16 protein-coding genes are annotated in these 13,279 nt (G+C 70.3%); 11 read left to right on the top strand and 5 right to left on the bottom strand.

The annotated features are described in order from the left end of the window. Positions 1–118 precede the first annotated feature (118 nt). Positions 119–1,189, top strand: coding sequence for a GTP-binding protein (locus ACE3TA_RS11075; protein ID WP_374573536.1), 1,071 nt, complete (start codon positions 119–121; stop codon positions 1,187–1,189). 103 nt (positions 1,190–1,292) lie between these two features. Here ACE3TA_RS11075 and ACE3TA_RS11070 read toward each other — a convergent pair whose 3' ends face one another. Further along, entirely contained in the window at positions 1,293–1,739 is a 447-nt protein-coding gene (locus ACE3TA_RS11070; RefSeq protein WP_374573534.1) for a biopolymer transporter ExbD, read from the bottom strand. 265 nt (positions 1,740–2,004) lie between these two features. Here ACE3TA_RS11070 and ACE3TA_RS11065 point away from each other — a divergent pair, with 265 nt between their 5' ends. Together ACE3TA_RS11065 and ACE3TA_RS11060 are read left to right on the top strand one after the other, a co-directional pair. After that, complete coding sequence (locus ACE3TA_RS11065) at positions 2,005–2,976, top strand: WD40 repeat domain-containing protein (RefSeq protein ID WP_374573532.1); 972 nt, start codon at positions 2,005–2,007, stop codon at positions 2,974–2,976. 82 nt (positions 2,977–3,058) lie between these two features. Further along, positions 3,059–3,523 (top strand): carboxymuconolactone decarboxylase family protein, encoded by a 465-nt coding sequence (locus ACE3TA_RS11060; protein WP_374573530.1) that lies wholly within the window; start codon positions 3,059–3,061, stop codon positions 3,521–3,523. Between the two features lie 4 nt (positions 3,524–3,527). Here ACE3TA_RS11060 and ACE3TA_RS11055 read toward each other — a convergent pair whose 3' ends face one another. Further along, positions 3,528–4,190, bottom strand: a complete 663-nt coding sequence (locus ACE3TA_RS11055) for a nitroreductase (protein WP_374573528.1) — start codon at positions 4,188–4,190, stop codon at positions 3,528–3,530. A 124-nt stretch (positions 4,191–4,314) separates the two neighbouring features. On the opposite strand from ACE3TA_RS11055, the gene mtgA reads away from it, so the two are divergent. Next, on the top strand, positions 4,315–4,986 hold the full coding sequence (gene mtgA / locus ACE3TA_RS11050) for a monofunctional biosynthetic peptidoglycan transglycosylase (protein WP_374573689.1): 672 nt from the start codon (positions 4,315–4,317) through the stop codon (positions 4,984–4,986). A gap of 9 nt (positions 4,987–4,995) precedes the next feature. On the opposite strand, the gene ACE3TA_RS11045 is transcribed toward mtgA, so the two are convergent. Beyond that, a complete protein-coding gene (locus tag ACE3TA_RS11045; RefSeq protein WP_374573526.1) occupies positions 4,996–5,448 on the bottom strand; it encodes an Lrp/AsnC family transcriptional regulator in 453 nt (150 codons plus the stop codon). A gap of 132 nt (positions 5,449–5,580) precedes the next feature. On the opposite strand from ACE3TA_RS11045, the gene ald reads away from it, so the two are divergent. After that, positions 5,581–6,696 carry an alanine dehydrogenase gene (gene ald / locus ACE3TA_RS11040; RefSeq protein WP_374573524.1) on the top strand — a complete coding sequence of 372 codons (1,116 nt, stop codon included), beginning with the start codon at positions 5,581–5,583 and terminating at the stop codon, positions 6,694–6,696. A 2-nt stretch (positions 6,697–6,698) separates the two neighbouring features. On the opposite strand, the gene ACE3TA_RS11035 is transcribed toward ald, so the two are convergent. Continuing rightward, a complete protein-coding gene (locus ACE3TA_RS11035; protein WP_374573522.1) occupies positions 6,699–7,415 on the bottom strand; it encodes a GGDEF domain-containing protein in 717 nt (238 codons plus the stop codon). Between the two features lie 110 nt (positions 7,416–7,525). Here ACE3TA_RS11035 and purE point away from each other — a divergent pair, with 110 nt between their 5' ends. The 6 genes from purE to mtaB all read left to right on the top strand — a co-directional run bounded on the left by purE (position 7,526) and on the right by mtaB (position 12,600). Continuing rightward, positions 7,526–8,032, top strand: a complete 507-nt coding sequence (gene purE, locus ACE3TA_RS11030; RefSeq protein WP_374573520.1) for a 5-(carboxyamino)imidazole ribonucleotide mutase — start codon at positions 7,526–7,528, stop codon at positions 8,030–8,032. A 4-nt stretch (positions 8,033–8,036) separates the two neighbouring features. Further along, positions 8,037–9,119 (top strand): 5-(carboxyamino)imidazole ribonucleotide synthase, encoded by a 1,083-nt coding sequence (locus ACE3TA_RS11025; RefSeq protein ID WP_374573518.1) that lies wholly within the window; start codon positions 8,037–8,039, stop codon positions 9,117–9,119. A gap of 165 nt (positions 9,120–9,284) precedes the next feature. Beyond that, complete coding sequence (locus ACE3TA_RS11020) at positions 9,285–9,869, top strand: PadR family transcriptional regulator (protein ID WP_374573516.1); 585 nt, start codon at positions 9,285–9,287, stop codon at positions 9,867–9,869. 11 nt (positions 9,870–9,880) lie between these two features. Then, positions 9,881–10,168: a DUF2218 domain-containing protein gene (locus tag ACE3TA_RS11015; protein ID WP_374573514.1), complete on the top strand. Its 288-nt coding sequence runs from the start codon at positions 9,881–9,883 to the stop codon at positions 10,166–10,168. A 327-nt stretch (positions 10,169–10,495) separates the two neighbouring features. Beyond that, positions 10,496–11,323, top strand: a complete 828-nt coding sequence (gene dapF, locus ACE3TA_RS11010) for a diaminopimelate epimerase (protein ID WP_374573512.1) — start codon at positions 10,496–10,498, stop codon at positions 11,321–11,323. Further along, a complete protein-coding gene (gene mtaB, locus ACE3TA_RS11005; RefSeq protein WP_374573510.1) occupies positions 11,251–12,600 on the top strand; it encodes a tRNA (N(6)-L-threonylcarbamoyladenosine(37)-C(2))-methylthiotransferase MtaB in 1,350 nt (449 codons plus the stop codon). Before dapF ends, mtaB begins: the two co-directional genes overlap by 73 nt. Here mtaB and ACE3TA_RS11000 read toward each other — a convergent pair. After that, positions 12,597–13,235, bottom strand: a complete 639-nt coding sequence (locus ACE3TA_RS11000) for a TetR/AcrR family transcriptional regulator (protein ID WP_374573508.1) — start codon at positions 13,233–13,235, stop codon at positions 12,597–12,599. The genes mtaB and ACE3TA_RS11000 overlap by 4 nt on opposite strands. Positions 13,236–13,279: the final 44 nt, after the last annotated feature.

The raw sequence follows: 13,279 nt of genomic DNA, 5'->3' as shown, positions 1-13,279 counted from the left end.
GCGCCTCTCGTGCGATGGAGTTCAAGTGTTATTATATAACACATGTGGCGGTCAAGGCGGCGGGAACAGAGGCCGCGCCGACGATCAGCCTGTTCCATCCTGCCCCCGCAATGACTAGATGAGCGCCATGACCGACAAGACCCCCGTCACCGTGCTGACCGGCTATCTCGGCGCCGGCAAGACCACGCTGCTCAACCGCATCCTGTCCGAGGACCACGGCAAGCGCTACGCCGTCATCGTCAACGAGTTCGGCGAGGTCGGCATCGACAACGACCTGATCGTCGGCGCGGACGAAGAAGTGTTCGAGATGAACAACGGCTGCGTCTGCTGCACGGTGCGCGGCGACCTGATCCGCGTGCTCTCGGGCCTGATGCGCCGCAAGGGCAAGTTCGACGCGATCATCGTGGAGACCACGGGCCTGGCCGATCCCGGCCCGGTGGCCCAGACCTTCTTCGTCGACGACGACGTGCGGGCCAAGGCCGAGCTGGACAGCGTGACCACGGTGGTCGACGCCAAGCACCTGCCGCTGCGCCTGGCCGACTCCAAGGAGGCGGTGGAGCAGATCGCCTTCGCCGACCAGATCGTGCTGAACAAGACCGACCTGGTGTCCGAGGCCGACCTCGCGGCGGTCGAGGCGCAGATCCGCCGGCTCAACCCGCTGGCGCCGATCCACCGGGCCCAGCGCTCCAACGTGCCGCTGGACGCGATCCTCGGCCGCGGCGGCTTCGACCTGGAGCGCATCACCGAGCTGCAGCCGGAATTCCTGAACCCGGCGCACGGCGAGCCGGGCCACGTGCACGACGAGCACTGCGACCACCACGACCACGATCATGACCACCACCATCATGATCACGATCACGACCACCACGATCACCACGACCACGTGGCCGAGGCCGGCATCCGCGGGATTTCGCTGACCCTGGACAAGCCGATCGACGGGAACCGCGTGACCCAGTGGCTCAACAACGTGCTGCAGACGCAGGGGCCCGACATCCTGCGCGCCAAGGGCATCCTGGATGTGGCCGGGGAGAACCGCCGGCTGGTGTTCCAGGCCGTGCACATGATCCTGGAGGGCGACTTCCAGCGCGAATGGAAGCCCGACGAACCGCGCTTCAGCCGGCTGGTGTTCATCGGCCGCAACCTCGACGAGGACGCCCTGCGCAAGGGCTTCGAGGCCTGCGCCGCCTGACGCCCGGGCGGCGATCGCGGACGGACGCGGACAAGAAAGCGGACAAAAAAAGCCCGCCTGGGTCTCCCCGGGCGGGCTCTTTCGTTTGGATCGGTGCGAAGGCCTAGAGGTCTTCGTTAATCAGGGCGACCTGATAGAAGCCGTTTTCCTGCAGGTCGTTCATCACCGACATGAAGTCACCGTACTTCACCGTCCGGTCGGCGCGGATATAGACGCGCTGTTCGGTCGGCGGGGTGACCGGATCTTCCTTGGTCAGCACCACGGCCAGATCGCTGGTCAGGTTGGCGAGCGAGGTCTTCTGCTCGCCGATGAAGATTCCGCCGCCCTGCTGGATGTTCACCAGGATCGGCTCCTTCACCTTGGTGCCGGGCGGCGGCGGAATGGCCGGAGGCAGGTCGAGCTTGATCGACACCGTCGCCGCCGGAATCGACACCATGAAGATGATGAGGAGCACCAGCATGACGTCCACGAAGGGCGTCACGTTGATGTCGCTGTTCTGGCCGAGGTCGAACTTCTTGCCGCCGCCTCCGCCGCCCAGCTTCGCACCCATATGCAATTCCTTCCCATTGGGTCCGCCGAGGGACGGCCCGTCGTTCGTCGCCAGACCATTCGCCTGTCGTTTTCCGAAAGTAAAGCCCGAAGGTGAACGCGAAGCGCGCCGCAAGAGGGCCGATCACGGCGCGGCCTTATTCGGCGGCGCCCTCCAGATCGATTCTTGAGCGCCGGGCGGCTCCCTCCAAGACCGGCGTTCGCCGGGCGGCCCCGCCGGCCTCGGCGGTTGCCTGGGCGCAGGGATGCGTTATGGGCTCGCTCCCATGACCTTCGACTTCGACGCCTATGTCTCTTCAGCCCTCTTCGACCGTTCCGGCCAGGCGGCCTTCGCCCTGGGCGACGGCACCGTCCGCTTCGAGGACGGAACCGTGGTCGAGGCCCATGACGGCGCGGTGCTGGCCGCCTGCGCCCATCCCAAGGGTCCGGGACTGGTCACCGGCGGGGACGACGGCCGCGTCGTGTGGTCGCAGCCGTCGGGCGCCCAGGAGATCGCCGCGCTGCCGGGCCGCTGGATCGACGCGGTGGCCGCCAGCGCCGAGTCCGGGCTGATCGCCTTCGCCGCCGGCCGCGACCTGCACGTGCGCGACCTCGCCGACGCGGCCTTCGCGCGCACGTTCACGCACGAGAAGTCGGCGGCGGGGCTGGCCTTCGATCCCAAGGGGCGGCGAATCGCGGTGGCCACCTATGGCGGCGCCTGGCTGTGGTACGCGCGGATCGCCGAACAGAAGCCGGTGATCCTGGAATGGGCCGGCAGCCACATCGCCGTCGCCTGGAGCCCCGACGGCAAGTTCCTGATGTCGTCCATGCAGGAGAACCAGCTGCACGGCTGGCGGGTGGCCGACGAGAAGAACATGCGGATGGGCGGCTATCCGTCCAAGGTGAAGAGCCTGGTGTTCCTGTCCAAGGGCCAGCTCCTGGCCACCTCCGGCGCCAACGGCCTGGTGGTCTGGCCGTTCTCCGGCTCCACCGGCCCGATGGGCAAGCAGGCCGCCGAGGTGGGCTTCGACGAAAGCTCGCTGGTGGCCCGCGTGGCCGCCACGCCGGCCGGCTCGATCGTGGCGGCGGGTCTGGACGACGGGCGGGTCTGGACCTGCGACCTCACCGGCCAGCGCATCGCCCAGGTCAAGGCCGACAAGGGCCCGGCCATCTGCGCCCTGGCGCTGACGCCCGACGGCCGCCGCGTGGCGTGGGGCGACGAGGAGGGCGGCGCGGGCGTGGCCGAAGCCGGGCTCTAGGGTCTTCCGCGGCGGGCGATGTCACGGACGGGCGGCCTCGCGCGTCCTTGGGGCATATCCCCACGAGAGACGGAGCCCCCCGATGTCCCCCCGCCTGACCCATCCCCAGAAGCTCGCCCCCGCCGCCTACAAGGCGATGGTCGCCCTGGAGACCGCCATCCACGACAGCGGCCTGGAGCCTGGCCTGATCGAGCTGGTCAAGCTGCGCGCCTCGCAGATCAACGGCTGCGCCTTCTGTCTGCACATGCATGCGAGCGACGCGCGCAAGGGCGGCGAGAGCGAGATGCGAATCTATCTGTTGCCGGCCTGGCGCGAGTCCTCGCTCTACACCCCCCGCGAGCGGGCCGCCCTGGCCTGGACCGAGGCCCTGACCCTGGTGGCCCGGACCGGCGCGCCGGACGAGGACTACGCCCTGCTCAAGGCCGAATTCAGCGAGGCCGAGCAGGTGAACCTGACCATGCTGGTCGGCGCCATCAACGCCTGGAACCGGCTGGCCGTCGGCTTCCGCCTGGCCCACCCGGCGGCGCCCGCGGCCGTGGCGGCCTGACGGCTCAATCGAACCCGCGCATCTCCGCCCAGGCCTCGAACGGGTCGCGGCGGGTGCGCAGGGTGTTGATCGGCGCGTCCGGATCGCGCCAGCCCATCGCCATGCCGGAAAACAGCATGTGGTCGTCGGGCAGGCCGATCGCCTTGGTCACGGTCTTCGGATAGCGCGCCCAATATTCCTGGGCGCAGGTGTCGAGCCCCCGCTCGACGGCCAGCAGCATCACCGTCTGCATGTACATGCCCACGTCCGACCATTGCGGCGGGCCGCAGCGGCGGTCGAGGCAGAAGAACAGGCCCACCGGCGCGCCGAAGAACTCGCCGTTCCTGGCAAGTTGGCGCAGGCGCGCGGGCTTGTCCTCCCGCGGGATGCCGATGGTGGCGTAAAGGTCCTCGCCGCACTCGAACCGGCGCGTGCGCAGCGGGTCCCACAGGTTCGGCGGATAGACGTCGTATTCCGGGGGCTCGCCCATCGGATTGGCCGCCACCTCGGCCTTCAGCGCCTCCAGCGGCGCGCCGGCGAGCGCATAGACGCGCCAGGGCTGCAGGTTGCCGCCGGAGGGGGCGCGGTCGGCCGCCTCCAGGATCTCCCGCACCAGGGCGCCGGGCACCGGATCGGGCTTGAAGGCGCGCACGGAGATGCGGGCGGCGACGGCTTCGGTGACATTCATGGGCGGCGTCTCGTTCGGTGATCTGGACGGAAGCTTGAGCCACGGCTAGCACCTATCCGTCAGGTCAAGGCAAGGGGGCGCTGATTTGGCCCGCAAGGCGGCGAAACGGGGATGGCTGGGCAAGGTGTGGCGCGTGGCGCTGACCCTGGTGCTGATCTTCGGCCTGATCGGCCCGGTGACGGTGACCGCGATCTACCGGTTCGTGCCCCCGCCGGTGACCTATCTGATGATCGAGCGACTGTTCGAGGGGCGCGGCTTCGAGCGCCATTGGCGTCCGATCGGCCAGATGTCGCCCCGGCTGGTGCGCTCGGTGATCGCCGCCGAGGACGCCCGCTTCTGCCAGCACCACGGCTTCGACTTCCAGGCCATGGAGAAGGCGCTGCAGCACAACGCCAAGTCCAAGAGGATCCGCGGCGGTTCGACCATCAGCCAGCAGACCGCCAAGAACATCTTCCTGTGGCCGAACCGCTCCTACGTGCGAAAGGGCCTGGAGGCCTATTTCACCGTCCTGATCGAGGCGATCTGGGGCAAGCGCCGGATCATGGAGGTCTATCTGAACTCCGTGGAATGGGGGCCGGGGATCTACGGGGCCGAGGCGGCGGCGCGGAAGAACTTCGGGGTCGGCGCCGACAAGCTGTCCGACGCCCAGGCCGCGCGGCTTGCGGCCATCCTGCCGAGCCCGCTGAAATGGCAGGCCGCCAAGCCCGGTCCCTATGTGAAGAAGCGATCGGGCCGCATCACCCGCGCGGCCGGGACCGTGCGGCGCGACGGCCTGGCCGGGTGCGTGCTGGACTAGGCTCGAGCCCTAGGTCGGCAGCGCCGGACGCCGCACGACCGTGCGCATGGCCAGACTCGAGCTGATCCGCTCCACGCCGGGAATGCGGGTGAGCACCTTGGAGTGGACGCGCTCCAGATCGTCCACGTCGCGCACGGCCAGGCGCAGCAGGTAGTCGGCGCCGCCGGTCATCAGATGGCATTCGGCCACTTCCTTGACCTCGCGGATCGCCCGCTCGAACGCGTCCAGCGCCGCCTCCGCCTGGGAGGAGAGGGTGACCGTGACGAACACCGACAGCGACAGGCCCAGCGCCCGCTCGTCGATCAGCGCCGCGTAGCCGGAGATGACGCCGGATTCCTCCAGGGCCTTCACGCGCCGCTGGCATGAGGTTTCCGACAAGTGGACCGCCTGGGCCAGCTCCACGTAGCTCGCGCGCCCGTGCTGGCGCAGATGGCGGAGAATCGCCCAGTCGAACTGATCCATGCGGGATTCCCTCGCAGATTTGCGGATTGCCGCAGGAATACCACGCGTGCTGATCCGGCGTTCGAAGAATCCGCCCGGAAGCCGCATCCAATTCGAGTTAGATGGATTTCCGACCAAATTGGAGGCTTCCTCATGCGCGTCGGCGTCCCTTCCGAAATCAAACCAGGTGAACACCGCGTGGGGCTGACCCCCACCGCGGTGCGGGAATATGTGGCCCATGGCCACGAGGTGCTGGTGGAGGCCGGCGCCGGGCAGGGCGCGGGCTACGCCGACGAGACCTATGAGAAGGCCGGGGCGAAGATCGTCGCCGACGCCGAGACCGTGTTCGCCCAGGCGCAGATGATCGTGAAGGTGAAGGAGCCGCAGGCCGTCGAATGGGCGCGCCTGACGCCGGACCAGATCCTCTTCACCTACCTGCACCTGGCGCCGGACCTGGCCCAGACCGAGGGCCTGCTCGCCTCCGGCTGCGCGGCCGTGGCCTATGAGACCGTGACGGACGCGCGCGGCGGCCTGCCGCTGCTGGCCCCCATGTCGGAAGTGGCCGGGCGCATCGCCGTCTTCTCCGCCGCCGAGACGCTTCTGAAGCACAACGGCGGCATGGGCCTGCTGCTCTGCGGCGTGCCCGGCGTGGCGCCGGCCCGCGTGGCGGTGCTGGGCGGCGGCGTCGTCGGCTCCAACGCCGCGCGCATGGCCGCCGGCCTGGGCGCCGAGGTGGTGGTGCTGGAGCGCTCGATCCCGCGGATGCGCGAGCTGGACGACCTCTATCAGGGCCGCATCCTGACCCGCTATTCCACGCTGGACGCGGTGGAGGACGAGATCCTGAAGGCCGACGTGGTGATCGGCGCGGTGCTGACCGCCGGCGCCACCGCGCCCAAGCTGGTGCGCCGCGAACACCTGAGCCGGATGAAGCCCGGCTCGGTGCTGGTGGACGTGTCCATCGACCAGGGCGGCTGCTTCGAGACGAGCCTGCCGACCACCCACGCCGAACCCACCTACACGGTGGACGGCGTCGTCCACTATTGCGTGGCCAACATGCCGGGCGCGGCCCCGCGCACCTCGTCCGAAGCCCTGGGCAACGCGACCCTGCCGTTCGGCCTGGCCCTGGCCGACAAGGGCCTGGACGCGCTGAAGGACAACATCCACCTGGCCCGCGGCCTGAACGTGCTGAAGGGCCAGATCACCCACCCGGCGGTCGCCGCGGCCCATGGCATGGCCCTGGCCGACCCCTACGGCATCTGGGGCAAGTAGGACTACTTGGCCTGACGCGCCCGCTTGCGGGCGAACATGGCCGCGTCCGCCTCGGCGACGATCGCCTCCGGCTCTCTGTCGGGGGCGACGTCGGCCACGCCGAAAGAGATGTGCAGCGGCGCGGACCAGTCGCCGAAGGTGATCGGCTGGGCCTCGATGGCCCGGGCCAGGGCCTGGCCCTTCGCCTCGGCGGCGGTCTTGTCGGCCTGCACCAGGATCACGGCGAACTCGTCGCCGCCCATGCGGCCGACGACGTCGCTCTCGCGAACCTGGGCGGCCAGACGCTCGGCCACCGCCTGCAGCGCAGCGTCTCCGGCGGCATGGCCGAAGCGGTCGTTGACCAGCTTGAAGCCGTCCAGGTCGAAGTAGATCAGGCTGGCCGGCGAGCCGTAGCGGGCGGCGAAGGTGCGGATGCGGCCGAGTTCGCGCACGAGCGCGCGGCGGTTGAGCAGGGGCGTCAGGGGATCGCGGTCGGCCAGGCCCTCCATCTCCGAGAGCCGGCCCTTCAGGCGCCCGACCTCGCCGCGCAGGTCGTCGATCTCGGTGAGCAGGGTCTGGACGGCGCTGCGCACCACCGGCGTCAGGTCGTCCTCGGAGAGGCCCAGAAAGGCCGCCTTGTCCACGGTCGAGGCCGAGACCGCCGCCTGGGCGCCCGCCTTGGCCAGGGCGCGGCGGCGAATGTCGGAGAACGGCTGATTGCGCGCGCCGCTGATCTTCATGGCCGTTCGAATCGCCCCCGACCGAAACCGTTAACGATGCTACCGTTCCTCGGTTGCTCGCGCAAAGCCGGCGCCTATACTCCGCGCCTTTCGTCGCAGGGGCCCTATCGATGGCCAAATCTTCGAGCGGCCAGGCCGCGCCCGTCGCCATCATCATGGGCAGCCGCTCGGACTGGCCCACCATGCGGGCCGCCGCCGAGAGCCTGGACGCCCTGGGCGTGGCCTATGAGGCCAAGGTCGTGTCCGCCCACCGCACCCCGGACCGCATGTACGCCTTCGCCAAGGGCGCCAAGGCCGCCGGGGTGAAGGTGATCATCGCCGGGGCCGGCGGCGCGGCGCACCTGCCGGGCATGACCGCCTCGATGACCGAACTGCCGGTGCTGGGCGTGCCGATCGAGTCCAAGGCCCTGAAAGGCATGGATTCGCTGCTCTCCATCGTGCAGATGCCGGGCGGCATCCCGGTGGGCACGCTGGCGGTCGGCGAGGCCGGCGCCAAGAACGCCGGGCTGATGGCCGCCCGCATCCTGGCCCTGTCGGACGCCGGTCTCGCCGAGCGGCTGAGCCAGTACGTGGCGCGCCAGTCCGCCTCCATCCCCGAGACTGTCGAGGACGCCTGATCCCATGGCCGCCTTTCCGCTCCCTCCCGGCTCGGTGATCGGCATCCTCGGGGGCGGCCAATTGGGCCGCATGCTGGCGCTGGCCGCCGCGCGCTTGGGCTTCGACGTGGCGATCCTGGAGCCGGAGCCCGATTCGCCGGCCGCGCGCGTGGCCGCCCACTCCATCGTCGCGGCCTATGACGACCCTGCGGCCCTGGCCCGGCTCGCCGAGCTGGCCGACGTGATCACCTACGAGTTCGAGAACGTGCCGGCCCAGGCGGTGGCGATGCTGACCGAGCTGGGCGCGGCGACGGCCCCCAACGCCCGCGCCCTGGCCGTGGCCCAGGACCGGGTGGAGGAGAAGAGCTTCCTGAACAAGGCCGGGGTTCCCACCGTGGCCTTCGCCGAGGCGCACGACGCGGCGAGCGCGGCCGAGGCCATGGCCCTGGTCGGCGCGCCGGCCCTGATGAAGACCCGCCGCGACGGCTATGACGGCAAGGGCCAGAAGTGGGTGGAGCACGCCGCCGGCGCGGCCGCCGCGCTGAAGGACCTGGGCGGCGCGCCGGCGATCGTCGAGGCGCCTGCCGACTTCCTGCGCGAGCTGTCGGTGATCGCCGCGCGCGGCCGCGACGGGGAGATCGCCGTCTATCCGCCGGGCGAGAACCACCACGAAAACGGCGTCCTGCGGCGCACGGCGGCGCCGGCGAAGATCACCAAGAAGGCCGCCGAGCAGATCGAGCGGATCGCCCACCAGATCCTCAACAGTCTCGACTACGTCGGCGTGATCGGCGTCGAGCTGTTCGAGATCAAGGGCGGCAAGCTGCTGGTCAACGAGATCGCGCCCCGGGTGCACAACACCGGCCACTGGACGCAGGACGGCTGCGAGGTGGACCAGTTCGAGCAGCACATCCGCGCCGTCGCCGGTTGGCCGCTGGGGCCGACCGAACCCCACGCCTTCGTCGAGATGACCAACCTCCTGGGCGAGGAAGCCGCCGACTGGCCGCGGCTGGCCGCCGAGCCGGAAAGCCGGCTGCACCTCTACGGCAAGCGCGAGATCAAGCCCGGCCGCAAGATGGGCCACGTCAACCGCCTGCATCCCCTGGACTGAGCCGACGGGCCCGATCCGTCGCCTGATCGCCCGGCGCGCCGCGGCGGGGGCGTCTTGCTGCGTGAAAAGATATTTTTCGATATATCGGGCCTTGCAATCCGATCCTATTTAGATATATCTGCATCGTCGATAATTCGACATATCGAAATAGGATCGAAACTGAAAATGCACAGACACTTCTCGAAACATCGCGAACGCTTCGCGCGCCACGGCTTCGGCGGGCGCATGGGCGACGAGTTCATGGGCGGCGGCCGCATGCGCGGCGGCCCGGGCGGGCGTCGCGGCGGACGGCTCGGCCGCCTGCTGGAGCACGGCGACCTGCGCTTCGTCATCCTGGCCCTGCTGGCCGACAAGCCGGCGCACGGCTACGAGTTGATCCGCGCCCTGGAAGAGCGCACCGGCGGCGCCTATCGGCCGAGCCCGGGCGTGATCTATCCCACCCTGTCGCTGCTGGAGGACGAAGGCTTCGTGCGCCAGACCGGCGCGGACGGCGGGCGCAAGGCCTATGAAATCACCGACGAAGGCCGAAAGGCGCTGGACGGCGCGCGCGGAGCGGTCGACGCCGTCTTCGCCCGGATGGACGAGGCCGCGGCCCACTCCAGCGACGCGCGGCCCAAGCTGCATCGGGCCATGCAGAACCTCGGACTGGCGCTTCGCCTGCGCATGCAGCGCGGCGACGTGACCGAGGAGCAGGTGGACGCCATCGCCGCGGCGATCGACGAGGCCGCCGGCAAGATCGAACGGATCTGACGGAGGCGCCGATGAAATCCTCAGCCACGGTGGCGACGGCCAACGCCCGCCGCTACATGATCCAGCTCTGCAAGCACTTCGGCCACCGCCTGCCGGCCAGCTTCGACGACCACGAGGGCCATATCGCCTTCGACGTCGGCCAGGCCGACATGCGGGCCTCGCCGGACACCCTGATGCTGGTGGCCACGGCGAACGACGCCGAAGGGCTGGAGCGGCTGGAAAAGGTCGTCGCCAGCCACCTCGTCCGCTTCGCGTTCCGCGAGCCGGAGCTGAGCGTGGATTGGCGCCGCGGGGCCTGAAAAGGCCCCGCCCGACCCGAAAAATGCTGCGCTTCATGCTGCGCAGCATTTTGCAGGAGGGCGCTGGAATCGAAGCGCTTTTGCCGCACTGCAAAAAGTGCGGTAAGTCTATAAAAAATATCCGGAAAATTTGACTCTATCACCGCGCGCGTCGTCCGTCGTGCGGCGCGTGACGGCGGCGGTCGGGACGGCTCCGGAATGCTCGCCGGCCGACGGACCGGGGCTTTCCATGCTGCACCTTCGCAGGTGCAGCAAACGGCGCTGCGGAGGCCCCTGTTCGGCGTCCCGCGTGCCAGGCGCATCATTTGCCCCTATATAGCGCCAGCCATGAGCCGTCCGTTCCTGAAGATGAACGGGCTCGGCAACGACTTCGTCGTGGTCGAGGCCCGCTCCAAGCCCTTCGCGCCCAGCGCCGAGGACGTGCGCGCGATCGCCGATCGCGAGCGGGGCGTCGGCTGCGACCAACTCGTCTCGATCGAGCCGTCGGCGCGGGCCGACGCGGCCGTGCGCTTCTGGAACGCCGACGGCGAGGAGGTGGGCGCCTGCGGCAACGCCTCGCGCTGCGTCGGCTGGCTGCTGATGGAGGCGTCCGGCCGCGACGAGGCGGTGATCGAGACCCGCGCGGGCCTGCTCAAGGCCACCCGCGCCGGCGAGCGCCGGGTCAGCGTCGACATGGGCGAACCGGGCCTGAGGTGGGACCAGATCCCCCTGGCCGAGGAGATGGACACCAAGGGGATCGAGCTGCAGGTCGGCCCGATCGACGCGCCGCACCTGCACACGCCGGGCTGCGTCTCCATGGGCAATCCGCACGTGGTGTTCTTCGTGCCCGACGCCGAGGCCGCGCCGGTGCGCGAGGTGGGGCCCCTGATCGAGCACCACCCGCTGTTTCCCGAAGGGGTCAATGTGGGGTTCGCGCAGATCAAGGCGCGCGACCGCATCCGCCTGCGCGTGTGGGAGCGGGGGGCGGGCCTGACCAGGGCCTGCGGCACCGGCGCCTGCGCGGCCCTGGTGGCCGCCGCCCGCCGCGGGCTCACGGACCGCAAGGCGACCCTGGAGCTGGACGGCGGCGAACTGGTCATCGAATGGCGCGAGGCCGACGGGCACGTGATCATGACCGGCCCGGCGGAGGTCGACTTCACGGGAACCCTGCCGTGACCAAGCCGCTCGCGCCCGACGTGGAGATCGTCACCTTCGGCTGCCGGCTGAACGCCTATGAGAGCGAGGCGATCCGCGCCCGCGCGGCCGAGGACGGGCTCTCCGACGCGGTGGTGTTCAACACCTGCGCGGTGACCGGCGAGGCGGTGCGCCAGGCGCGCCAGGCGATCCGCAAGGCCCGGCGCGAGCGGCCGGGCGCCCGGCTGATCGTCACCGGCTGCGCGGCCCAGATCGACCCGGCCGCCTTCGCCGGCATGGCCGAGGTGGACCTGGTGCTGGGCAACGCCGAGAAGGCCGCCGCGGGCGTCTACGCCGAGGCCGCGCCGGACGCGCCGCGCGTGCGGGTCAACGACATCATGAGCGTGCGCGAGACCGCCGGCCATCTGATCGACGGGCTGAAGGACCGCGCGCGGGCCTATGTGGAGGTGCAGAACGGCTGCGACCACCGCTGCACCTTCTGCATCATTCCGTTCGGGCGGGGGAACTCCCGCTCGGCGCCGGCCGGCGAGGTGGTCGAGCAGGTGCGCCGCCTGGCTGCCGAGGGCTACCGCGAGGTGGTGCTGACCGGCGTGGACGTGACGAGCTGGGGCGCGGACCTGCCCGGCCAGCCGACGCTGGGCCAGCTCGTGGCGCGGATCCTGAAGCTGGCGCCGGACCTGCCGCGGCTGCGGCTGTCGTCCATCGACGCGGCCGAGATCGACCCGGACCTGATGCGGTGTCTGGCCGAGGAGGAGCGCCTGGCGCCCTATCTGCACCTGTCGCTGCAGGCCGGCGACGACATGATCCTGAAGCGCATGAAGCGCCGCCACAGCCGCGCCGACGCCCTGCGGCTGATCGAGGAGGTGCGCGCCGTGCGCCCGGACACCGCGTTCGGCGCCGACCTGATCGCCGGCTTTCCCACCGAGACCGAGGCGATGTTCGAGAACACGCTGACGCTGGTGGAGGAGGCGGGCCTGTCGTTCCTGCACGTCTTCCCGTTCAGCCCGCGCCCCGGCACGCCGGCCGCGCGCATGCCGCAGGTCGCCCGCGCGGCGGTGAAGGACCGCGCCGCCCGGCTGCGGGCCGCCGGCGAGGCTGCGCTTTCCCGCCACCTGGAACGCCAGGTCGGACGCACGGTGGCGGCGCTGGTGGAACGCGAGGGCCACGCCCGCGCGCCGGACTTCACGGAGATCGCCTTCACCGGCGCGGCGCCGGCCGGCGAGATCGTCAGCCTACGGATTGTTAGTCACGACGGGCGCCGGGCCCTGGCCGAGCCGGCCGTAGCGGCAGCGGCCTAGAGGTCGGACCAGAGGTCCTGGGTGTCGCCCTTGCGGTTCAGCACCCGCACCGCGCGCTTGACCACCTGCAACAGCCGATCCTTGCGCGCCTGCTCGTCATAGGTCAGCGCGCCCTTGGCCATGCCCTCCAGGAGGAAGCGGCCGAGGTCGCGGCTGGTCTGGAAGCGCGGATCCAGGCCCGCCTGCGCCAGAGCCAGGAAGCGGTCGCCCACCTGGGCCCGGTCGAAGGCGCTCTGGGCGGCGGCCAGGCGCTCGCGCAGCATCTTGTCGGTGCGCGCGGCGGCCTCCAGCTCGGCGAAGGCGACGAAGGGCAGCTCGTGCAGCAGCCGCCAGTAGGCGTCGATGGCGTGCTCGGCGGCGTCGACGCCGGGCGCCGGCGGCGCGGCGGCGGCCTGTTCGAACAGGCGCGCCCGCTCCAGGTCGATGTGCGCCACGGCCGCTTCCACCAGCTCTTCACGGCTGGCGAAGTGATAGAGCATCGCTCCGCGCGTCAGGTTGGCCGCGTCGGCGATCATGGCGTTGGTCGCCGCGTGATAGCCGACCTCGGCGAACAGGCGCATCGCCGCATCGAGAATGCGCGCGCGCGTGCGTCGAGACTTGGGCGTCTCCTTGGCGGGGTAGGTCTTGGCGTCCATGGTACTCGGGGAGGAACTTATCAACGCTTAGGTAGGGGCGGATG

The organism is Phenylobacterium sp., assembly GCF_041916435.1.
Taxonomy (GTDB): domain Bacteria; phylum Pseudomonadota; class Alphaproteobacteria; order Caulobacterales; family Caulobacteraceae; genus Phenylobacterium.
This window is presented reverse-complemented; position numbering and strand designations above follow the sequence as displayed.